Here is a 21,646-nt window from a genome sequence, read left to right as displayed (position 1 = left end):
GCCCTCGTGCGACGCAGTCACGTCGCGTCTGGTGGTGTCGGTCGGGTTCGTGTTCGGTGAGTCGTGCCTGATCGGTGTACGTGGTCGTGTGGTGACCTGCGCGGAAGCAGCGCGACCGGACGAGCCGGCGACGCCCGATGGACGGGCGCCCCGTCAGGCCGGGGCGGCCAGCCGCTGCCGCAGGCGGCGGACCCGCGCGACGGCGAGGGGCCGGCGCCGGTCCAGCGGGGAGAGTCGTCCGAGGAAGCGGCTCCAGGCGATCAGGTCGCCCTCGCCCCCGGACCCGTCGACCCAGGCCCACAGCGCGTCGACGCCGTCGGACTGCAGGACGGACTCGCGCACCCACGCGAGCAGGTCCTCGCGGACGCGCACGACACCCGGCGCCTCGGACTGCGGCAGCAGGCCCTCGCCGTAGCGCTCCGCGGCCTCGCGGACCGCGCCGGTGGCGAGCAGGTCGTGCACGGTCCGCAGGTCGCACGAGCAGGCGGCCGTCAGCCGGTAGGGCTCGGACGTCAGCCACGGGCCGAGCAGCTTGCGCAGGCGGGAGACCTCGACGCGGACGGTCCCGGGCTTCGCGCCGTCGCCGTAGAGCCCGGCGCCGAGCCGCTCGACGTTCAGGCCGTCGGGGCTGGCGGCGAGGAGCGCGAGGATCTCGGCCTGGCGCGGGCGCAGCGGGACCTCGACGCCGGCGGCGACCGCGCTCGGCCCGGTCGGGCTGAGGAGGTCGAGCCGCAGCGGGCCGGGGCCGGCGGGCGCGCCGCGCCGCCGCGGCGCGGGCCCGGCCGACGGACCGACGACGAACGCGCCGCCGTGGTGGAGGCTCTCCACGTCGGTCGCGGAGGCCCCGGCGACGGCGAACCGGCCGTCCTCGTCCGTCCGCTCGACGCGCAACGCGTCGCGTCTCCACGCGGCGTTGGCGGTGATGATCCGTCCGTGGGGCGAGACGAGGGCCCGGGCGCCGCGGCCGGTGGACACGCGGTCGCCGTAGCGCTCGACGAGCCGCGCGTCGTCCTCCTGCATCGACGAGCGCAGCTGCATCTCGACGGCGCGGGCCGTCGCGACGGCGACCGACAGCGCGTGGGGGTGGACGGTGCTCATCCGGCTGGTCAGGTCGATCACGCCGAGCAGCGCGCCGCTGTCGGGGTCGTGCACCGGGCAGGCGGAGCACGTCCAGGTCTGGACCTGCTCGTGGAAGTGCTCGGCGGCGAAGACCTGGACGCCGTGGTCGGCGGCCAGCGCGGTGCCGACCGCGTTGGTGCCGGCCCCGGCCTCGCTCCACAGCGTCCCGGGCGCGAAGTTCATCGCCTCGGCGGCCCGCCGGACCGTGACGGGGCCGTCGACCCAGAGCAGCATGCCGCGGGCGTCGGCGACGACGACGAGGTGCGACCCGTCCATGATCGGGCTGAGGCACTCCTCGATCAGCGGGCGGACGGCCTGCAGCGGGTGGGAGCTCCAGCGCGCCGCGGTCTCGTCCTCGTCCGCGACGACGGGGGCGACGGCGTCGCCCTGGTGCGCGACGCCGGCATCCTGGCAGCGACCCCACGACGCGGCGATCGGCGCCCGCACGCTGAGCGGATCCGACGGCGGCCCGTCGGACTCGACGAAGCCCTCCCACGCCGTGCGCAGGAGTCGTGCCCGCGACTTCGGCGGGGTCCTCTCGTCCACTGCCAGCCAGGGGTTGGCCATGTCCTGCCTCCTCGGGGCCACCGTAACGCCGTCCACGCGTGCCGACAAGGGAGAACCGGACGACCGACACACATACCCGCGCCGCGGCCCGCGCATGCGACGACGGTCCGCGATGTAGCGCGGGTGCAACAGGGCGCGGGATAGACCGAGGTCACACGCGACGCGGCCGGGCTCCCCCCAGGGCCCGCGGCGGCTCCCTCGCCGACGCGTCGTGCCCCACCCCTGGACGGACGGAACCATGGATCGCACGCATCCCGCGCCGGAGGCCGGCGCACCCATCACGGAGCGCAATGGCGGCACCCTCACCACGGCCCGGAGCGCGCTCCAGGTGCTGGCGCTGTTGCAGGAGCGACCCGACGGCGTGAAGGCGGAGGAGGTCGCCTCCGTGATCGGCAAGAGCCTGTCGACCGCGTACTACCTCCTGCGCGCGCTCTGCGAGGAGGGCTTCGCCGCGCACGACGACCGCGGAGGCCTCTACCGGGCGGAGTTCCGGCCGCCGCCCGGATCCGGGTCCGCGGACGGGGTTCCCGCCCGCGAGCTCTCGCTGGCCGCGCTGGCCGACGAGCTCTTCGCGCGCACCCACAAGCGCTCCTACGTCGGGGTGCTGGACGGCGGCGCGATCGAGATCGTCGAGGTCCGAGGCCGCCAGGGCCTGCCGCGGCTGCCCGGGATGGGCGACCGGATCTCCGACGCCGCCCACGCGTCGGCGATGGGCAAGGTCGTCCTGTCGCTGATGCGCGACGTCGCCGTGGACCGCTACGTGCAACGCGGCCTGAAGGTCGTGGCGCCGGCGACGATCACCGACCCGGCGGTCCTGCGCGCCCAGCTCGCGCAGGCGCACCGGGACGGGTACGCCACCGACGTCGAGGAGCTCGCCTCCGACTTCTGTTGCGTCGCCGCGCCGGTCTTCAACCGCGGCGGCGGGCTGCGCGCGATCGCGGGCATCTCGATGTCCCGGCGGGCGTTCGACGAGTCGCTCGACGTGCTCTCGCGGGCCGTTCGCGAGGTCGCCGGGACGAAGCTCGCGCTGCCGGCCCGCCCGGCGCGTCCCCGGACGTCGTCCGAGACCCGCTCGAACGCCGGTCGCGTTCCAAGCATGGTGGGAAAGACCAGCGTTTCTTGACCCTGGAGACGCCCCCGGCGTACGTTCATCTCATCGGAAACACCCACCCCGGCGAGGCGCCGGGACGGGCCATCCGCCGGCGGTTCCCGAAGGACGAGCGGGCATCGCCGAGGCACACGAGGACCCTCATCCACCGCACCCGAAGCCGGCGCCCCCTGGGCGCGGCCGACGGCCCCTTCCTGCACCGCAACGAGGAGCAACCCAGTGAGCCGCGCGAGCATCACCAAGGCGCACGAGAAGATCCAGGAGCTCTCCTGGGATCCGACGTTCGTCACCCCCGTCGAGAAGTACGCCACCGACTACACGTTCGAGAAGGCGCCGAAGAAGGACCCGCTCAAGCAGGTCCTGCGCTCCTACTTCCCGATGGAGGAGGAGAAGGACAACCGCGTGTTCGGCGCGATGGACGGCGCGATCCGCGGCAACATGTTCCGCCAGGTCCAGGAGCGCTGGATGGAGTGGCAGAAGCTCTTCCTGGCGATCATCCCCTTCCCGGAGATCTCGGCCGCCCGCGCCATGCCGCTGGCCATCGGCGCGGTGCCCAACCCCGAGCTCCACAACGGCCTCGCGATCCAGATGATCGACGAGGTCCGCCACAGCACGATTCAGATGAACTTGAAGCGGCTGTACATGAACCACTACATCGATCCCGCCGGCTTCGACATCACCGAGAAGGCGTTCTCCAACTGCTACGCCGGCACCATCGGCCGCCAGTTCGGCGAGGGCTTCATCACCGGCGACGCGATCACCGCGGCGAACATGTACCTGACGATCGTGGCGGAGACGGCGTTCACGAACGTGCTCTTCGTGGCGATGCCCGGCGAGGCCGCCGCCAACGGCGACTACCTGCTGCCGACGGTCTTCCACTCGGTGCAGTCCGACGAGTCGCGGCACATCAGCAACGGCTACTCGATCATCCTCATGGCGCTCGCCGACGAGCGCAACCGCGAGCTGCTCGAGCGCGACCTCCGCTACGCCTGGTGGAACAACCACGCCGTGGTGGACGCCGCCATCGGCACGTTCATCGAGTACGGCACGAAGGACCGCCGCAAGGAGCGCGACTCCTACGCCGAGATGTGGCGCAAGTGGATCTACGACGACTACTACCGCTCGTACCTGCTGCCGCTCGAGAAGTACGGCCTGACGATCCCGCACGACCTCGTCGAGGAGTCCTGGAACCGCATCTGGAACAAGGGCTACGTCCACGAGACGGCGCAGTTCTTCTCGACCGGGTGGCCGCTGAACTTCTGGCGGATCGACGGGATGGACGACACCGACTTCGAGTGGTTCGAGCACAAGTACCCGGGCTGGTACGACAAGTACGGCGTCTGGTGGGAGCGCTACACCGAGATGTCGAAGAAGGCGGCCGGCGGCGCGCCGATCACCTTCAACGCCGGTGCCGACTACGAGTACCCGCACCGCTGTTGGTCCTGCATGGTCCCGTGCCTCATCCGCGAGGACGCGATCATGGACGAGGTCGACGGGCAGGTCCGGACCTACTGCTCCGAGGGCTGCCACTGGACCGACACCGTCGCGTTCCGCCCCGAGTACCACGGCCGGCCGACGCCGTCCATGGGCAAGCTCTCGGGCAAGCGCGAGTGGGAGACGATGTACGACGGGGTCGACCTCGCCGAGGTCGTGCAGGACCTGGGCTACGTCCGCGACGACGGGAAGACCACCATCCCGCAGCCGCACCTGGACCTGGACCCGGACAAGATGTGGACGCTGGACGACCTCCGCGGCTACACCGTCGGCAGCCCGAACGTCGCGCTCAACGGCCTCAGCCCCGAGGACCGCGAGACCGCGATGCAGAAGTACCGCCGCGGCGGCCCCGGCGGCCGGCCGGCCCGCGAGCCGATCGCGGCCGACTGACCCACCGCAGTCCGCGCGCCGGCGATCACCCGATCGCCGGCGCCCCGCGGGACGCCCGCCGCCTCACCGGCCGCGTCCCGACCACCGCACGACACGCCCCGCAGGGGGCGGGGGAGCCCCATGGGCGACAAGCACACGATCCGGCTCCAGCCGGTCGACATCGAGTTCGAGGTCGACGAGGACGAGACGATCCTCGACGGCGCCTTCCGCCAGGGCCTGATGCTCATGCACGGGTGCAAGGAGGGCCAGTGCGCGGCCTGCAAGTCGTTCGTCCTCGAGGGCGAGGTCGACATGGACAAGTACTCGACGTTCGCGCTGCCGGACTTCGAGGAGGAGGAGGGGTGGACCCTGCTCTGCAAGGCCCACGCGGTCTCCGACGTCGACATCGAGCTCGTCAACTACGACGAGGAGGTCCTGCGCAGCGGGATCCCGACGAAGGAGGTCGTCGCGACGGTCGCCGCCCTGGAGCCGCTGACGTCCGACATCTGGCGCCTCGTGCTGGACCTCGACCCCGCCGACGAGTTCGTCTACAAGCCCGGCCAGTACGTCGACATCGTCGTGCCCGGCACCGACGACGTCCGCAGCTTCTCGATGGCCAGCGTGCCGTCGACGCCGAACCGCCTCGAGTTCATGATCCGCCACTACCCCGGCGGGAAGTTCGCCGGCGGCTTCGCGGACGGCACGCTCCACGCCGGCACCACGTTGAAGGTCAAGGGCCCGTTCGGCAGCTTCACGCTGCGCGACCGCCCCGAGCGCCGGCTTCTCTTCATCGGCGGCGGCGCCGGTATGGCGCCGATCGTCTCCCTCCTGCGGGCCCGGCGCGAGACGGGCTGCACCAGGCGGTCGGTCTTCTACTACGGGGCCCGCGGGACCGCGGATCTCTTCCAGGTCGACGAGCTCGAGGGCCTGCAGCAGCAGCTCGCGGACTTCGCGTTCGTCCCCGTCCTCTCCGACGCCGACCCGGGGCCGGGCTGGACCGGCGAGACCGGATTCGTCACCGACGTCGTGCAGCGCCTCGAGGGCGACCTCGCCGACGTCGACGCCTACCTCTGCGGCCCGCCGCCGATGGTCGACGCCGCGATGGAGCTCCTGCTCGCGCAGGGCCTCGCGGAGGACCACATCTACTTCGACAAGTTCACCACCAGCGCCGAGACGGAAGGCAGTTCCCTATGAGCACGACAGAAGCGACGCCCGAGGCCACCGAGGCCCCCGCGGGCCGCAACGTCCCTCGCCCGGTCTTCACGGACGCGGAGGCCGGGGCCAAGGAGTTCCCGTCCTCGACGAGCCGGAAGTACAGCTACTTCGAGCCGCGCAAGCGCAAGGCGTCGGTGTACGAGGACGTCACGGTCGACGTCCAGCCCGACAACGACCGCCACCTGCTGCAGGGCTGGATCTACGCCTTCGCCGACGGCTCCTCGGGCTACCCGAAGGAGTGGACGTCGCTGCAGTCGAGCAACTGGCACCGGTTCCTCGACCCGAACGAGGAGTGGGAGCAGACGATCTTCCGCAACGCGTCGAGCATCGTCCGCCAGGTCCAGGCCAGCGTCGCCAACGCGTCGGCCGCCGGCTCGTTCGACACCTGGGCCAAGAGCTGGACCCGTGTCGTCGAGCAGCACGTCGGCGCCTGGGCGCACGCCGAGCACGGGCTCGGGCTCTACGTCTACACCCCGGCGCAGCGCGACGGGCCGACGAACATGATCAACAACGCGCTGTCGGTCGCGGCGACGCACAAGCTGCGCTTCGCGCAGGACCTGATCCTCTACAACCTCGACCTCACCGACAAGGTCGACGGCTTCGACGGCCAGGCGCACATCGCCACGTGGCAGTCCGACCCCGTCTGGGCGGGCGTCCGCGAGCTGGTCGAGAACATCACCGCCACGAGGGACTGGGCAGAGCAGTTCTTCGCCACCGCCCTGGTCTTCGAGCCGCTGGTCGGGGAGCTCTTCCGCAGCCACTTCGTGATGCAGGTCGCGGCGATCCACGGCGACTTCGTGACCCCGACGGTGATCGGCGGCGGCGAGGCCGACGCGGCCCGCGAGCAGCGCGGCGCCCGGCACCTCTTCGAGCTCCTGGTCAAGGACGCCGAGCACGGCGACGCGAACGTCGCCCTGCTGAACGAGTGGACGGCCAAGTGGGCCCCGCAGGCCGAGAACGCCGCGCGCCTGCTGCAGCCGATCTGGTCGCAGATCCCCGAGAAGACCCTGCGCTTCGAGGACTCCTACGACCGGGCGCGCGCCCGGTTCTCCAGCCAACTCTCCGACCTCGGGCTCGCGACGCCCGAAGGAGCCTGAGCCATGAGCAGCACCGAGCAGTTCCGGGTCGACCGGACGATCTCCGACAAGGTCGGCGTGACCCTGATGAACAACCAGGTCGGCCACGTCGTGGCACAGATCATGGAGCCCAAGAAGGGCATCACGATCACCGAGCTGCCCTCGATGATCCGCGTCGACGGGATCGAGACGATCGAGTTCGTCTACGCCGAGATCGCCGAGGCGCTCGGCTGGGAGGACTTCGGCAACGACGACTTCGAGGAGATCATGTCGACCCACTACGGGCGCATGATCGTGCTCGACGACAAGATCCTCATGCTCTCGAGCCCCGAGGCCGCCGCCCAGTACACGGGCTTCGACCTGCCGGTCGTCGACTGAGCGGGGCGCCGGCCGCCGTCGTCCCCACCGCGGGGACGGCCCCGGCCGGCGACCGCCGAGACCCCCTTCGCGGGCCGCGCCGACGGCCGGCCCGCCGACACCGCGGCCGGACGCCCGTCGCGTCCGCCGCAACCCGCCGCCGGGCTCTCCCGGCCCGGCGCCGCAGCACCCGTTCCGCAGGCACACACCCCCTCACAGGAGCAGCACCATGTACGAGAAGGATGGCGAGCAGTACTTCATCGTCGACAGCCACCTCCACTTCTGGGACGCCAGCCCGGACAACTGGATCCCCGGCCAGGAGGAGTACGCCAAGGGCTGGATCTCCTGCTTCCACGACTACCAGTCGCTCGGGCCGCCGGAGACGCACGACACGATCGAGAAGTTCCGCCTGCAGACGGTGGAGGACTTCGAGCAGGACGTCTTCGTCGACGGCAAGGTCGACTTCGGGGTGCTCGAGTCGACGTACCTGAAGGACTGGTACGCCAAGGGCTTCAACGCGATCGAGCAGAACGCGGTGCTGCTGGAGCGGTTCCCGGGCAAGCTGCGCGTCAACGGGCGCTTCGACCCGCGCGACGGCGAGGCCGGCCTGCAGCAGCTCGAGCAGGACGCCGAGACCTACGACCTGAAGGGCGTCAAGCTCTACACCGCCGAGTGGAAGGGCTCCTCGCGCGGCTGGAAGCTCGACGACCCGGCCGCCGTGCCGTTCTTCGAGAAGCTCGTCGAGCTCGGGATCCACAACGTCCACGTCCACAAGGGCCCGACGATCTGGCCGCTGGACAAGGACGCGTTCGACGTCGCCGACGTCGACCACGTGGCGACGAGCTTCCCGACGCTGAACTTCATCGTCGAGCACGTCGGACTGCCGCGGATCGAGGACTTCTGCTTCATGGCGACGCAGGAGCCCAACGTCTACGCGGGCCTCTCCGTCGTCACCGGCGGCCTGATGCACGCCCGGCCGCGGTTCTTCGCGAAGGTCATGGGCGAGCTGCTGTTCTGGGTCGGCGAGGACAAGATGCTCTTCGGGTCCGACTACGGGATCTGGACCCCGAAGTGGCAGATCGAGGGCCTGCTGGACTGGGACTACCCGGACGACACGTTCTCGGACTTCCCGCGCTGGACCGACGCCTCCAAGCGCAAGGTCCTCGGGCTGAACGCCGCGCGGCTCTACGACATCGAGGTCCCCGCGCACCTGCAGCTCGCGCCGGACCAGGGCACGCCGGCGGCCCAGGACGACGCCAAGCTCGTCAGCGGCGGCGTGCTGTGAGCACCGCCGCCCGGGTGCTCGAGGCGCTGGGGGAGGTGTACGACCCCGAGCTCGACGAGCCGATCACGGACCTGCGCTTCGTCACGTCCTGCGACGTCTCGCCCGACGGCGACGTCGACGTCCGGCTGCGCCTGCCGACGCCGCAGTGCGCGCCGAACTTCGCGTTCCTGATGGTCTCCGACGCGCGCACCGCGATCGTCCGCGTGCCGGGCGTGCGGACCGTCCAGGTCGTGCTGGAGGACCACTACACGGGCCGCGAGATCAACGACGCCGTCAGCAGCGACGGCGGCTTCGAGGAGGCCTTCCCGGGCGAGACCACGGGACAGGTCGATGCGCTGCGGTCGCTGTTCCACCGCAAGGCGCTCGTCGCCCGGCAGTGGCGGATCTACGAGCGGCTCGTCGCCGCCGGCGAGCGGCCCGGCGAGGTCGCCTCGTGGCTCCTGGCCGAGCTCCCCGCCGGCGACCGCGACGTGCAGCGCTGCGACGAGCTGCGCCGCGCGCTCGGGATCGACGTCCGCCCGGAGTCCCCGGCCTTCGTCCGCCCCGACGGCTCGCCCGTCGCCGGCGACCTGGACCGCTGGCGCCGCGCCGGTCGGCTGATCAACACGAGCCTCGAGACCAACGGCGGCATGTGCCGCTCGCTGCTGCAGAACCGGCACGGCCTGGCGCCCGAGGAGGTGCACGCATGATCGCCGCGCGGCTGCACCAGTACCACGAGGCACTGCAGGTCGAGTCGATCGCGGAGCCGAAGGCGACCGAGCCGCACGACGTGATCGTGCGGGTCGGCGGCGCCGGGCTCTGCCGGACGGACCTGCACGTGCAGGAGGGCCAGTGGGCGGCCAACTCGCAGGTCGAGCTGCCGTACGTGCTCGGGCACGAGAACGCCGGCTGGGTCCACGAGATCGGCTCCGCCGTCACGAACGTGGCGGTCGGCGACACCGTGATCCTGCACCCGCTCGTCACCTGCGGCCTCTGCCGCGCGTGCCGGGCCGGCGACGACGTGCACTGCGAGAACAACGTCTTCCCGGGGATCTCGGTCGACGGCGGCTTCGCCGACCTGATCAAGACCAACGCCCGGGCGGTCGTGAAGCTCGACCCGATCCTGCACCCGAAGGACATCGCCGCCCTGGCGGACGCCGGCCTGACCGCGTACCACGCGATCAAGAAGGCGGCGAAGCTGCTGCATCCCGGCACCCGCGCGGTCGTCATCGGCGCGGGCGGCCTCGGCCACATCGGCATCCAGGTCCTGAAGGCCCTGACGCCGGCGGAGATCATCGTGCTGGACCCCTCCGACGACGCGCTCGCGCTCGCCGGGGAGCTCGGCGCGGACCGCACCGTGAAGGTGCAGAAGCCCGGCCGTGGTGCGGACCACGGCGTGCATCGCGACACGATCATGGAGCTCACCGACGGGCACGGCGCCGAGGCGGTCATCGACTTCGTCGGCGAGCGCGGCGCCATCCAGGACGGCATCGCCGTGCTGCGCAACGCCGGGTCGTACTTCGTGATCGGCTACGGGGAGGACCTCGTCGTCCCCACCATCGACGTGATCTCCCGCGAGATCAACTTCGTCGGCAACCTCGTCGGGTCCTACAACGACCTGTCCGAGCTGATGACGCTGACCGCCCAGGGCAAGGTCAGCCTGCACACCACCGCGTACCCGCTGGACGCCGTCAACGACGCGCTCGCGGACCTCGACAACGGACGCCTGCACGGCCGGGGCATCCTGATCCCCGCCGGAGCCGGCGAGTAAAGGCACAGGGCACACACCATGGGCAAGGTCCTCTTCTACAACCACGACGCACGCCGGCTGTTGCAGGCCGGCGTCGACGAGCTCGCCGACGCGGTCAAGGTGACCCTCGGGCCGAAGGGACGCAACGTCGTCCTGGAGCGCCTGGCCGGCGCGCCCGTCATCACCAACGACGGCGTCTCGATCGCCCGCGAGATCGAGCTGACGAACCCCTACAAGAACATGGGGGCGCAGCTCGTCCGCGAGGTCGCCAACAAGACCTCGGACATGACCGGCGACGGCACGACGACCGCCACCCTGCTGGCGCAGGCGCTGGTGCGCGAGGGCATGCGGACGATCGAGGACGGCGCCAACCCGATGCTGCTGCGGCGCGGCATCGAGACCGCCGTCGAGCGGGTCGTCGCGGCGCTCGTCGAGAGCGCGCGGCCCATTGCCGACGCCGACGCGCTCGAGCACGTCGCGACGATCGCCGCGAAGGAGGACGGCCGCGTCGGCGCCGCGATCGCCCAGGCGCTGGACCGCGTCGGCACCGACGGCGTCGTCACCGTCGAGGAGCAGGCGCTGCCGCGCATCGACGTCGACTTCGCCGAGGGAGTCCAGATCGAGAACGGCTTCATCTCGCCGTACTTCGCCAAGGACCAGCTCCGCATGGAGACGGTGCTCGAGAACCCGCTGATCCTCCTGACGACGAAGCCGATCTCGGCCGTCCAGGAGCTGATGCCGGTGATCCAGGCCGCGCAGGGCGGCAGCCCGCGGCCGCTCTTGATCGTCGCCGAGAAGGTCGACGGGTCCGCGCTCGGGATGCTCGTGCAGAGCACCACGCACGGGACGCTCGAGGCCGCCGCGATCCGGGCGCCGGGCTTCGGTCACCGCCGCATCCAGCACCTGACCGACCTGGCGGCGTTCGTCGGCGGCAGCGTGCTCTGCGACGAGACCGGGCTGTCGATCGAGAACATCGAGCGCTCCTGGTTCGGCACCGCCCGCCGGGTGATCATCGGCGCGGACTCCACGACGGTGATCGAGGGCGGCGGGACGCCCGAGGCCCTCGCGATCCGCCTGACGCAGATCCGCAACGAGGTCGCGCGCGCCGACGAGGACTCCACCGACTGGGAGGTCGCGAAGGAGCGGCTGGCGAAGCTCGCCAGCAAGCTCGCCGTGATCCGCGTCGGCGCCGCCACCGACGTCGAGCTGCGCGAGAAGCGCCACCGCACCATGGGCGCCCTGGCCGCGACCCGCGCGGCGGTCGCCGAGGGCATCGTCCCCGGCGGCGGCACCGCGCTCCTGCGCGCGGCCGACGCGATCGACGGGCACGGGCTCGACGGCGACTACGCCATCGGCGCGGGCATCGTCCAGAGCGTGCTGCACGAGCCGCTCTACTGGGTCGCCACGAACGCCGGCTACGACGGCACCGCCGTCGTCGACCGGGTCCGCGGCATGCCCGACGGCCACGGACTCGACGCGATGACCGGCGAGTTCGGCGACCTGATCGAGCGCGGGGTCATCGACCCCGTGAAGGTCGTCCGCCTGACCCTGCAGCACGCGGCCTCGGTCGCCGCGCTGCTCCTGACCACGGAGGCGATCGTCGCCGAGCAGCTGCTCGCGCAGCCCGGGGCGATCATCGCCCCCGGCTTCGGCGATCTGGCGGAGGGACTGGAGCGGCCCTCGTCCCCGGTGTGAGCACCCGAACCGACCGGGCGGCGCACGGCGTCGCCCGCACGCAGGACCAGCGCGTGGCGACGACCGTCGTCCGCGCCGAGCACCCGGACCGGGTGACGACGGGCGCCGCCCGCCGTCGCCCGGCCCGGCGAACGAGCTCCGCTCGTCGTCGCCCGCGCCGTGCGGGAGGCGACCCCCGGAGTGCAGGACCCGTACCGCACGTCGTCGGCCGCACCGCGGCCGGCGACCCGCGGGCCCCGGCGCATCCCGTGCCGGGGAGACCAGAGAGAGGGAGGAGCCATGCCGGCCCCCACCGCCACAGCACCCGTCGTCCCGGACGACGCGATCTCCATCCAACACGAGCCCGGACCGGTCACCGTCGTCCAGACGTCCCCGATGGACGCCGGCGACCCGTCGATCCTCGGCCTGCCGATCTTCGCCGCCGCCTCGATCGCCCTGGGCCTCACGCTCGTCGGCGTCGTCTCCGACGCGGCGGCCGGCACGCCGATCGCGATCATCTTCGCGGCCACCGGCATCGGCCTGCTGATCTCCACCGTCTGGGCGATCCGCGTCGGCCAGACCATGGTCGCGGGGGTCTTCGGCCTCTTCGCCGGCTTCTGGCTCAGCTACGCCGCGCTCGTCCTCGGGCTGACGCACAACTGGTATCTCGTGCCGGCCGGCGACGTCGCCGACACCCAGCTGATCTTCCAGATCACCTGGGCCGTCGTCTTCGCCGCCCTGACGTTCGCGAGCGTCCGGCTGCCGTCGGGCTTCACGCTCGTCTTCGGGCTCGTCGTCCTGTCGCTGCTGTTCCTGATCATCGGGAACCTCACGACGTCGACGTTCCCCGTGCGGCTCGCCGGCATCACCGCCCTGGCGTTCGCCGGCGTCGGTGTCTACCTGTTCCTCGCCGCGGCCTCCGCCGCGACGGGTGGACGTCCCTACTCGATCGGCCGGCCCCTGGCCCGCTGAGTCCGGGCCCGCTGCGGCGGGCCCGGGTGCGTCCGCAGCACCCGCGCCCCGGCGCGGGCGTGGCGGGCACCGCCGCCCGATCGGGCCGGCCCGCCCGCCCCCGAACCGCCAGTGTGCCGGCGGATTCCGGGGGTGGGCGGGCCGTCGTGCGTGGGGGAGGCGGAGCGTCGGGCCGGGCAAGGCTCCGGCCGGGGCGCCTCCGGCTTCGGCCGCGGTGCCGCCGGCACGTCTGGCGGCCACACGGACCGGGTCCGGGCCGTGGGCCGGCGCGGGCCCACCCGGGGGCGGGCTGAGCGGCGGGGGCGCGACGCGCCCGTGTCCCGTCGGGTGCTTCCGAGGTCGAGCGGTCCGGGGCGGCCGCCCCCGGGCGGCGGCCGCTCCCCGTCACGTCCGCGGCGCGCCAGCGAGGAGCTCGGGCGGGAGGACGGAGTCCGGCGACCCGGCCACCCGGATCCCGACCAGGCGGCCGTAGTGGTCGAGGTCGAGGGTGAGCGCGTCGAGGGTCGGCACGCGGTCGGCGGCCTCGAGCTCGTCCAGAGCCACGGACTCCCGCACGATCGAGGACGCGCCCGGCATCAGGTGCACGTACGCGCCGCCGTCGTCGGTGAGGGTGACGGCGATCTCGACCATGGCCGACGATCCCACGTTGCGGCGGGCGGCGGCGGAGAACCGGGGTTTCGCGGGTGTGGCTCCTGGTCGGGTTCTCCCGGTACGGGCCGAGGAGTCCGACCAGGTTCGAGGTGGCTGGGTGCGGGGGGGGGGGTGTTTCTCGTCGGGTTCTCCCGTCACGGGCGGGGAACACCGACCCGGAGTGGATCGGCCGGGCGCGGACGCGTTCGCGCCGCGCCGACGGGCAGACCTGACCAGGAGCCGGGACGGGCGGGCATCCTGGCCCGGTGCGACGCGGTGCGACGCGGTGCGACGCGGTGCGACGCGGTGCGACCCGGTCGAGCCGCGGTGCGACGCGGTCGAGCCGCGGTGCGACGCGGTCGAGCCGCGGGCCGACGACGCGGAAGGGGCGGCGGATCGCGCCGAGACGGGGGCGCGCGGCGCGGTCTGCGACGGGCGACGCTCCGACGCCGTCGAGTGCCGCGCAAGCGATCTGGCGGGCCCCAGACGCCGTAGCGCTGGAACCCGCCAGGGGGACCGGGAGCCGCCTGCCCCAGAGGCGCCGGGGCGGCGAACGGGCGGTCGCGGTGACCCGATGCCGTCGTCCCTTCGAGGGAGACACGGGCCGTGCGAGCACCATACGCCTGCAGGTCCGGCGGGTGGGAATCGTTCACCGTGGACCGTCCGGGGTCCGAGCCCGACCCGTCGGGGCGGGGCAGGGTCGTCCCGGAACAGAGGCCGGAGTCGGCGCCACGTCCGGTCCCCAGCCCGCGAGTCGCCCCCGACACGTGGGGAGAACCCGGCACGGAGTCGTGGGCCGGCGTTCGCGTCCGCTTCGGCCCGAGTTGTCCCCGGTATGTGGGGAGAACCCGGCACGGAGTCGTGGGCCGGCGTTCGCGTCCGTTCGAAAGAGAGGCAGCGCGCAGCCGAGGGACGATTCGGGCGGGGCCGCCCGCTGCCTGGCCGCGGGCGCGCGCCGAGGCGACGGCGCCGCTGTGCGGAGGGTCCTCACCTTCCGCCGGAATCTCGCCTCCCGCTCCGATGCGGTTCCCGCCGGCGAAGCCGCTCCCGCTCCGGCGCGGCGCCCGGCGGCGAAGCCGCCTCCCGCCGCAGAACGAGGGCCGCCTCCCGCCCCAGAACGAACGGCGCCTCCCCGCACCAGACGCACCTCCCGCCGGTGAATACGGCTCCCGCCCGACGCGGACGCGCCTCCCGCGCCCCGCGGTCAGCGGCGTCGGTCGCGCGTCACGCGCTCGACGTCGACGGCCGCGGCGATCGCCGCGATCAGGACCGCGAAGCCGGCGGCGGGCCGGACGAAGTGGACCGAGGTGAAGAGGGAGAAGAGGACCGCGAGGACGAGGACGACGAGGCCGGCCCATCGCCAGTACGGCGAGATCCGGTCGCGGAGGCGGGTGTCCTCTCGTGGATCTCGGGACATCGGACCATTCTCCTGATCACGGGGCCGGACCGCGCGGGTACGGGCGATCCGGGCCGTGCTCGCGTCAGGACGCCACCTCGGCGGGCCGGCTCGCGCCCTGCTCCGGCCCCCCCGACATCCGCCTGCGAGCCGCCGGCCGCCCCGGGTGCACGTCCCCCCGCCGGTCGCCCTGGCGCTCGACGGCAGGCCCGCCCCAGCGGTCGCCCTGGCACCTGACCGCACGCCCGCCCCGCCGGTCGCCCTGGATCCGGGGCCGAACCCGCCGGGGAGCCGTTGGCCCGGAGGTCTCACACGGCCGTCCGCGCGTGTGGTCCAATGCGTGAGCAGCGACGGGCGCATTCGGCGCCGTCGCCGGGCCCGCCCAGGCGGCGGGACCGGGGCCGGCGCCACCGCGGACCTCCTCGGCCGTCGCGGTGCGCAACAGCAGGCGCGGTGCCTCGACGACGGGCCCCTCCGTCCTCGTGGACAGCTCGCCACCCGGAGACCCACGACGAGGACGGCGTATGCGGCACCAGGTTCCCGACCGCGAACGGACCGATCCCGGAGCGCCCGGCAGGCGCACGCCGGGCGGCGCCCTCGAGAGTCTGCGACGGCTCGACCTCGCCGGTCGTACGCGTCGGCGCGTCGGCTGATGTCCCACGCCCACGGGCGCTACCTGCACATCGCCCGGCTCGGCGACACCGTCGCCTGGGCGCTGTGCGCGCGGACGCCGGGCGACGTCGACCGGGGCACCGGGTGGGGCGGTGCGCTGCACGCTGCGGCCCGGGCGAGCGACCACGACCCCGAGATCGTGCGCATCGCCGACGAGGTGTTCCGGCTCGCCCCGCAGCTCGACGGGCTCGCGGCGGTCCAGCGCTACGTCGACGCGACGGAGCCGGGTCTCACCGGGTCCGCGGCGAAGGCGTTCGTCCGCGGCATGCGCGCCCACCTGGAGGAGGACGGGTAGTCCGGACCGGCGTCGGCTCCCGACCCGACCGATCGACCTGACCGGTAGTCCGGATCCCGGCCGACCCCGCCCCGGATCCGGTGGGCCCCGTTCATGCCGGCCCGGCGACCACGCCGGGCCCGCGAACACGCCGAGCCCGCGATCACGCCGGCCCGCGATCAGGCCGGCCCGCTGACGACGCCGGCCCCGCGGCCCGGGGCTCCGCCATCACGCGAACCGCCCACGCACGCGGGCCCCGGATCCGGCCCGCCCCAGTGCGAAACCGCGCCGGCCCGCCCCGGACGCCCCGCCCCGGACGCGCCCCGCCCCAGTGCGAAACCGCCCCGCAAACTAGTAAGGCAACCTGTACAGTTGAGACTGTGCATATGGAGCCGCCCACCGCCGCGCCCGAGCCCGCGGTCACCGCCGCCCAGGCCCTCCGCGTCTTCACGGGGCGGCTGCGGCGGCGCATGCAGGACGCGTCGGCGGTCGGCGAGCTGACGTCGGCGCAGGCGTCCGCGCTGGCCCGGCTCGTCGCGAGCGAACCGTCGTCGACCAGCGGTCTCGCCGGGCTCGAGCGCGTGCGCCCGCAGTCGATGGCGGCGACGGTCGCCGCGCTGGAGCAGCAGGGCCTGATCCGCCGCGAGGCCGATCCCGACGACGGTCGCCGGCAGCTCATCCTCCTGACGCCGACGGGCCGCGCCTACGCGGAGGGGGCCCGGGACTCGCGCGAGGAGTGGCTGACCAAGACCCTCTCCGAGCGGCTCACCGAGGCCGAGCTGGCGCGGGTCAACGAGGCGATGGCGCTGCTCGCCCGGATCGTCGAGCCGTGAGCTCCGCGACCGCAGAGGCGGCGGCCCCGGCGCCGTCGCTCCCGGAGCGGCTCCGCCGGCGGCTGCGCTCCGGCGACGACGACGGGTTCGACCGCCGGCTGCTCCCGCCGCTGATCGCGGGGGCGGTGCTCAACCCGATCAACTCGACGATCGTCGCGGTCGCGCTGGTCCCGATCGGCGTGGCGTTCGGGCAGCCCGCGTCGGCGACGGCGTGGCTGATCTCGGCGCTCTACCTGGCCACGGCGGTCGGCCAGCCCGTGGTCGGCCGGCTGATCGACATGTACGGCCCGCGGCGGCTGTTCCTGCCCGCCACCGCCCTGGTCGGGCTCGCCGGCGTGATCGGCACGCTGGCGCCGAACCTCGGCGTGCTGATCGTCGCGCGGGTGATCCTCGGCTTCGGCACCTGCGCGGGCTACCCCGCGGCGATGCGGCTGATCCGCGACGAGAGCGTGCGGACCGGGAAGGACAGCCCGGCGTTCGTCCTGACGGTGCTCGCGATCTCGACCCAGACGATCGCCGTGATCGGCCCGTCGCTCGGCGGCCTGCTGATCGGCATCGGCGGCTGGCGCACGACGTTCGCGCTCAACGTCCCGCTCGCGCTGTTCGCCTTCGTCCTCGGAGCGCGGCGCTTCCCGAAGGCCGCGCCGCCCGCCGTGCCCCGGTCGCGGGCCGCACGCAACCGCCTCGTCGACCTCGACCTGCTCGGCATGGGGGTGTTCGCGGGCTCGCTCGTGGCGCTGCTCCTGTTCCTCATGCACCCGCGCGCCGAGGACTGGTACCTGCTCGTCCTCACGGCCGTCGCGGCCACGGGGTTCGTCGCCCGCGAGCTGTCGCACCGCGACCCGTTCATCGACCTGCGGGTCCTCGGCGGCAACACGCCGTTGCTGATCACGTACCTCCGGGCCCTCCTGGCCTACGTCGTCTCGTACACGGTGATCTACGGCTACACCCAGTGGCTCGAGGACGGCCGCGGCCTGTCCGCCGGCCAGGCGGGCCTGGCGCTCCTGCCGCTGTCGCTCACCGGGATCGTCGTCTCGGTCGTGGCCGGGCGCCGCGAGAACGTGCGCGGCAAGCTCGTCGTCGCCGGGATCGCGCAGATCGCCGGCTGCGGGCTGCTCCTGGCGCTGCAGCCCTCGGCCGCGATCTGGCTCCTGATCGCCGTCACGATCGTCTTCGGGATCCCGTCGGGCCTCAACAGCCTGTCGCTGCAGAACGCGGTCTACCGCCAGGCGGACCCGGCGACCATCGGCGCGTCCGCCGGGCTGCTCCGGACCTTCGGCTACCTCGGCGCGATCGTGTCCTCGGCCGCCCAGGGCGCGTTCTACGGCGACTCGGCGGACACCGCGGGCCTGCACGAGCTCGCGTTCCTGCTGATCGGCGTCGGCGTCGTCTTCCTCCTGATCACGGTGCTCGACCGCACGCTGGCCGCCAGCACCGCCCACGCCGAAGCGGATCCGGACCGTGCCTGACCCGCGCTTCGCCGGCGCCGACGACGCCGGACTCCCGCGCGGCGCAGACGCCACCGACATCGACACCCGACCCGCGCCCGGCGCGGGGCCCACCCACAGCGACGAGGACCTGACCCGTGCCTGATCCCTTCACCCTCGATCCCGGGAGCACCGCGCTCCTGGTGATGGACTACCAGCCCCTGATCGTCGACCAGCTGCCCGACGGCGAGCAGCTGCTCGAGCGCGCGGCGACCGCCGTCGACGCGGTCCGCGGCCGCGGGGGACACGTCGGCTGGGTCCGTGTCGCGTTCACCGACGCCGACTTCGACGCGATCCCGGAGACGAGCACGTTCGCCCGGTTCGCCGGCGGCGACGGCCGGTCCGCGCTGCACGCGGATGCGCCCGGCACGCAGATCCACGACCGGCTGGACCCGCGGCCGGAGGACGCCGCGGTCCGCAAGGTCCGGGTCGGCGCGTTCACGACCACCGACCTGCACGACCAGCTGCGCGCCCGGGGCGTCACGACGCTCGTGATCGCCGGGCTGAGCACCAGCGGCGTCGTGCTCAGCACCGTGCGCGAGGCGATGGACCGCGACTACCGGACCGTCGTCCTGCGCGACGCGTGCGGCGACCCCAAGCCGGGCGTCCACGACGTCCTGACGGACGAGATCCTCGCGGCGCACGGCCTCGTCACGACGGTCGACGGGCTCGACGCGCTCTGGGCCTGACCCGCCCCCGGAACGACGAAGCCCCCGTCGACGACGGGGGCTCGGGTGCTGCGTCGGCGGCCGGGCCCGAGGGCCCGGCCGCGGGGGCCGATCAGGCCACGTCGTAGCGGTCCAGGTCCATGACCTTGGCCCACGCCTTGACGAAGTCCTGGACGAAGCGCTCGTTGAAGTCGTCCGAGGCGTAGACCTCGGCGACGGCGCGCAGCTCGGAGTTCGAGCCGAACAGCAGGTCGACCCGGCTGCCCGTCCACTTCAGCTCGCCCGTCGCGTCGTCGCGGGCCTCGAACGTGCCCGCGTCGCCGGCGGTCGGCGTCCACGTGGTGCCGAGGTCCAGCAGGTTGCGGAAGAACGCGTTGTCGAGCTGCCCGGGGGTGTCCGTGAGGACGCCCTGCGTGGAGTGCCCGGCGTTGGCGCCCAGGACGCGGAGGCCGCCGACGAGGACCGTGGTCTCGGGCACGCTCAGCGTCAGCAGGTTCGCGCGGTCGATCAGCAGGTACTCGGCCGTGAGGCGCTGCTTCGCGCCGAGGTAGTTGCGGAACCCGTCCGCGGTCGGCTCGAGCGGCTCGAAGGACTCGACGTCCGTCTGCTCCTGGGTCGCGTCGCCGCGGCCCGGGGTGAACGGCACCGAGACGTCGAAGCCGGCGGCCTTCGCGGCCTGCTCGACCGCGGCGGACCCGGCCAGCACGATCAGGTCGGCGAGCGAGACCTGCTTGCCGCCGTCGTTCTTGTCGTTGAACGACTGCTGGATGCCTTCGAGGGTCGTCAGGACCTCGGCGAGCTGAGCCGGGTCGTTGACCTCCCAGTCCTTCTGCGGCGCGAGGCGGATGCGCGCGCCGTTGGCGCCGCCGCGCTTGTCGCTGCCGCGGAACGTCGACGCCGACGCCCAGGCGACGGAGACCAGCTGCGAGACCGACAGGCCGGACTCGAGGATCTCGGTCTTCAGCGCCGCGATGTCGTCGGCACCGACGAGCGGGTGCTCGACGGCCGGGATGCGGTCCTGCCAGAGCAGCTCCTCCTCCGGGACCTCGGGGCCGAGGTAGCGCTGGATCGGGCCCATGTCGCGGTGGGTGAGCTTGAACCAGGCGCGGGCGAACGCGTCGGAGAACGCGGCCTGGTCGTCCTTGAAGCGGCGCGAGATCTTCTCGTACTCCGGGTCGACGCGCAGGGCGAGGTCGGACGTGAGCATGCGGGGCTCGCGCTTGCCGTCGCCGAACGCCTCCGGGACGAGGTCGGCGCCGCCGTTGTTCACCGGGCGCCACTGGTTCGCGCCGGCCGGGGACTTGTCGAGCTCCCACTCGTACGCGAAGAGGATGTGGAAGAACTCGTTGTCCCACCGGGTCGGGTGGTACGTCCACGTGACCTCGAGGCCGCTGGTGATCGCGTCCGGTCCGGCGCCGGAGCCGTAGGAGCTCTTCCAGCCGAGGCCCTGCTGCTCGAGCGGGGCGGCCTCGGGCTCCGGGCCGACGTGCTCGTCGGGGTTCGCGGCGCCGTGGGTCTTGCCGAACGTGTGGCCGCCGGCGATCAGCGCGACGGTCTCCTCGTCGTTCATCGCCATCCGGCTGAACGTCTCGCGGATGTCGCGGGCCGAGCCGAGCGGGTCCGGGTTGCCCTCCGGGCCCTCCGGGTTGACGTAGATCAGGCCCATCTGCACGGCGCCGAACGGCTCGTCGAGCTCGCGGTCGCCCGTGTAGCGCTCGCTGCCTCCCCGGTCGCCGCCCAGCCACTCCGTCTCCGGGCCCCAGTAGACGTCCTCGTCGGGCTCCCACACGTCGGGGCGGCCGCCGGCGAAGCCGAAGGTCTTCAGGCCCATCGTCTCGAGCGCGACGTTGCCGGTGAGGACGATGAGGTCCGCCCACGACAGGCTCTGGCCGTACTTCTGCTTGACGGGCCAGACGAGGCGGCGGGCCTTGTCGAGGCTCGCGTTGTCGGGCCACGAGTTCAGCGGGGCGAAGCGCTGCTGGCCGGCGCCGGCGCCGCCGCGGCCGTCGCTGATCCGGTAGGTGCCGGCGCTGTGCCACGCCATGCGGATCATGAACGGGCCGTAGTTGCCGAAGTCCGCGGGCCACCAGTCCTTGGAGTCCGTGAGCACGGCCGCGATGTCGGCCTTGACCGCGTCGAGGTCGAGCTTCTGGAACGCCGCGGCGTAGTCGAAGTCGTCGCCCAGCGGGTTCGCGACGGCGGGGTTCTTCGCCAGGATCTTGAGGTTCAGGCGATCCGGCCACCAGCCGCGGTTGCCGCCACCCTGGGTCGGGTGCGGCGCGCGGTCGTGGGCGACCGGGCACTTCAGCGCCGCGTCCTCGGTCGCGTCGTTCATCTCTCCGACGACGGCGTCAGGCTTCTCGGACATGGGGACCCTTTCGAGGGATCAGGGGGTGGTGGTCAGGGACTGCGTGGACGAGCACGCGGGGCAGAGGCCGCGGTACACGACCTCCGCCTCGTCGATCACGTAGCCGTGATCGTCGGCCGGCGTGAGGCACGGTGCGGCACCGACGGCGCAGTCGACGTCGGCGATGGCACCGCACGACCGGCAGACGAGGTGATGATGGTTGTCACCGACGCGCGACTCGTACCGCGCCACCGATCCGGCCGGCTGGATGCACCGGACGAGGCGGGCGGTGGTGAGGGCCCGCAGGACGTCGTAGACGGCCTGGTGGGAGACCTCGCCGAGGTCCTCGCGGACGCGGGCGAAGAGCGCGTTCG

The 21,646-nt window shown here is 73.0% G+C and carries 20 protein-coding genes; 15 read left to right on the top strand and 5 right to left on the bottom strand.

Features of this window, described 5'->3' with window-relative positions; all coding sequences use genetic code 11:
* Window positions 1-153: 153 nt before the first annotated feature.
* The gene (locus AB0L40_RS06055; protein WP_364350710.1) at window positions 154-1,686 is read right to left on the bottom strand and encodes a GAF domain-containing protein; all 1,533 of its coding nucleotides are present in this window, start codon (window positions 1,684-1,686) and stop codon (window positions 154-156) included.
* A 238-nt stretch (window positions 1,687-1,924) separates the two neighbouring features.
* On the opposite strand from AB0L40_RS06055, the gene AB0L40_RS06050 reads away from it, so the two are divergent.
* The 10 genes from AB0L40_RS06050 to AB0L40_RS06005 all read left to right on the top strand — a co-directional run bounded on the left by AB0L40_RS06050 (window position 1,925) and on the right by AB0L40_RS06005 (window position 12,965).
* The gene (locus AB0L40_RS06050) at window positions 1,925-2,809 is read left to right on the top strand and encodes an IclR family transcriptional regulator C-terminal domain-containing protein (protein ID WP_364350707.1); all 885 of its coding nucleotides are present in this window, start codon (window positions 1,925-1,927) and stop codon (window positions 2,807-2,809) included.
* 204 nt (window positions 2,810-3,013) lie between these two features.
* On the top strand, window positions 3,014-4,678 hold the full coding sequence (locus AB0L40_RS06045; RefSeq protein ID WP_364350705.1) for a methane monooxygenase: 1,665 nt from the start codon (window positions 3,014-3,016) through the stop codon (window positions 4,676-4,678).
* A gap of 120 nt (window positions 4,679-4,798) precedes the next feature.
* The gene (locus AB0L40_RS06040) at window positions 4,799-5,851 is read left to right on the top strand and encodes a 2Fe-2S iron-sulfur cluster binding domain-containing protein (protein ID WP_364350703.1); all 1,053 of its coding nucleotides are present in this window, start codon (window positions 4,799-4,801) and stop codon (window positions 5,849-5,851) included.
* Entirely contained in the window at window positions 5,848-6,969 is a 1,122-nt protein-coding gene (locus AB0L40_RS06035; RefSeq protein WP_364350701.1) for a toluene hydroxylase, read from the top strand. The genes AB0L40_RS06040 and AB0L40_RS06035 overlap by 4 nt, the downstream gene beginning before the upstream one ends.
* Window positions 6,970-6,972: 3 nt before the next feature.
* Entirely contained in the window at window positions 6,973-7,326 is a 354-nt protein-coding gene (gene mimD, locus AB0L40_RS06030; RefSeq protein WP_364350699.1) for a propane 2-monooxygenase effector subunit MimD, read from the top strand.
* A 208-nt stretch (window positions 7,327-7,534) separates the two neighbouring features.
* The gene (locus tag AB0L40_RS06025; RefSeq protein ID WP_364350697.1) at window positions 7,535-8,590 is read left to right on the top strand and encodes an amidohydrolase family protein; all 1,056 of its coding nucleotides are present in this window, start codon (window positions 7,535-7,537) and stop codon (window positions 8,588-8,590) included.
* Window positions 8,587-9,279, top strand: coding sequence for an iron-sulfur cluster assembly protein (locus AB0L40_RS06020; protein WP_364350694.1), 693 nt, complete (start codon window positions 8,587-8,589; stop codon window positions 9,277-9,279). Before AB0L40_RS06025 ends, AB0L40_RS06020 begins: the two co-directional genes overlap by 4 nt.
* Entirely contained in the window at window positions 9,276-10,340 is a 1,065-nt protein-coding gene (locus AB0L40_RS06015) for an NAD(P)-dependent alcohol dehydrogenase (protein ID WP_364350691.1), read from the top strand. Before AB0L40_RS06020 ends, AB0L40_RS06015 begins: the two co-directional genes overlap by 4 nt.
* 18 nt (window positions 10,341-10,358) lie before the next feature.
* Entirely contained in the window at window positions 10,359-12,014 is a 1,656-nt protein-coding gene (gene groL, locus AB0L40_RS06010) for a chaperonin GroEL (RefSeq protein ID WP_364350688.1), read from the top strand.
* Window positions 12,015-12,293: 279 nt separating this feature from the next.
* On the top strand, window positions 12,294-12,965 hold the full coding sequence (locus AB0L40_RS06005) for a GPR1/FUN34/YaaH family transporter (RefSeq protein ID WP_364350685.1): 672 nt from the start codon (window positions 12,294-12,296) through the stop codon (window positions 12,963-12,965).
* Between the two features lie 384 nt (window positions 12,966-13,349).
* Here AB0L40_RS06005 and AB0L40_RS06000 read toward each other — a convergent pair whose 3' ends face one another.
* Window positions 13,350-13,595: a hypothetical protein gene (locus AB0L40_RS06000; RefSeq protein ID WP_364350683.1), complete on the bottom strand. Its 246-nt coding sequence runs from the start codon at window positions 13,593-13,595 to the stop codon at window positions 13,350-13,352.
* Window positions 13,596-14,799: 1,204 nt separating this feature from the next.
* Window positions 14,800-15,012, bottom strand: coding sequence for a hypothetical protein (locus AB0L40_RS05995; protein WP_364350680.1), 213 nt, complete (start codon window positions 15,010-15,012; stop codon window positions 14,800-14,802).
* Window positions 15,013-15,643: 631 nt separating this feature from the next.
* Here AB0L40_RS05995 and AB0L40_RS05990 point away from each other — a divergent pair.
* The 5 genes from AB0L40_RS05990 (at window position 15,644) to AB0L40_RS05970 (ending at window position 18,946) form a co-directional block, all read left to right on the top strand.
* Window positions 15,644-15,958, top strand: coding sequence for a hypothetical protein (locus tag AB0L40_RS05990; RefSeq protein ID WP_364350677.1), 315 nt, complete (start codon window positions 15,644-15,646; stop codon window positions 15,956-15,958).
* Window positions 15,959-16,323: 365 nt separating this feature from the next.
* Window positions 16,324-16,770 carry a MarR family transcriptional regulator gene (locus AB0L40_RS05985; RefSeq protein WP_364350674.1) on the top strand — a complete coding sequence of 149 codons (447 nt, stop codon included), beginning with the start codon at window positions 16,324-16,326 and terminating at the stop codon, window positions 16,768-16,770.
* 62 nt (window positions 16,771-16,832) lie between these two features.
* Window positions 16,833-18,239 carry an MFS transporter gene (locus tag AB0L40_RS05980; protein WP_364350780.1) on the top strand — a complete coding sequence of 469 codons (1,407 nt, stop codon included), beginning with the start codon at window positions 16,833-16,835 and terminating at the stop codon, window positions 18,237-18,239.
* Window positions 18,232-18,363 (top strand): hypothetical protein, encoded by a 132-nt coding sequence (locus AB0L40_RS05975; protein ID WP_364350671.1) that lies wholly within the window; start codon window positions 18,232-18,234, stop codon window positions 18,361-18,363. The genes AB0L40_RS05980 and AB0L40_RS05975 overlap by 8 nt, the downstream gene beginning before the upstream one ends.
* Window positions 18,356-18,946 carry a cysteine hydrolase gene (locus tag AB0L40_RS05970; protein ID WP_364350668.1) on the top strand — a complete coding sequence of 197 codons (591 nt, stop codon included), beginning with the start codon at window positions 18,356-18,358 and terminating at the stop codon, window positions 18,944-18,946. The genes AB0L40_RS05975 and AB0L40_RS05970 overlap by 8 nt, the downstream gene beginning before the upstream one ends.
* A 91-nt stretch (window positions 18,947-19,037) precedes the next feature.
* Here the strand turns inward: AB0L40_RS05970 and katG are convergent, their stop codons facing one another.
* Both katG and AB0L40_RS05960 read right to left on the bottom strand, forming a co-directional pair.
* Window positions 19,038-21,293 carry a catalase/peroxidase HPI gene (gene katG, locus AB0L40_RS05965; RefSeq protein WP_364350665.1) on the bottom strand — a complete coding sequence of 752 codons (2,256 nt, stop codon included), beginning with the start codon at window positions 21,291-21,293 and terminating at the stop codon, window positions 19,038-19,040.
* An 18-nt stretch (window positions 21,294-21,311) separates the two neighbouring features.
* On the bottom strand, window positions 21,312-21,646 hold a 335-nt coding region (locus AB0L40_RS05960), incomplete at its 5' end, for a transcriptional repressor (RefSeq protein ID WP_364350662.1).

The sequence above is a fragment of the Patulibacter sp. NPDC049589 genome (assembly GCF_040675535.1).
Lineage (GTDB): Bacteria > Actinomycetota > Thermoleophilia > Solirubrobacterales > Solirubrobacteraceae > Patulibacter.
The sequence above is the reverse complement of the archived record's forward strand: the minus strand, read 5'-3'. Positions and strand labels throughout refer to the sequence as shown.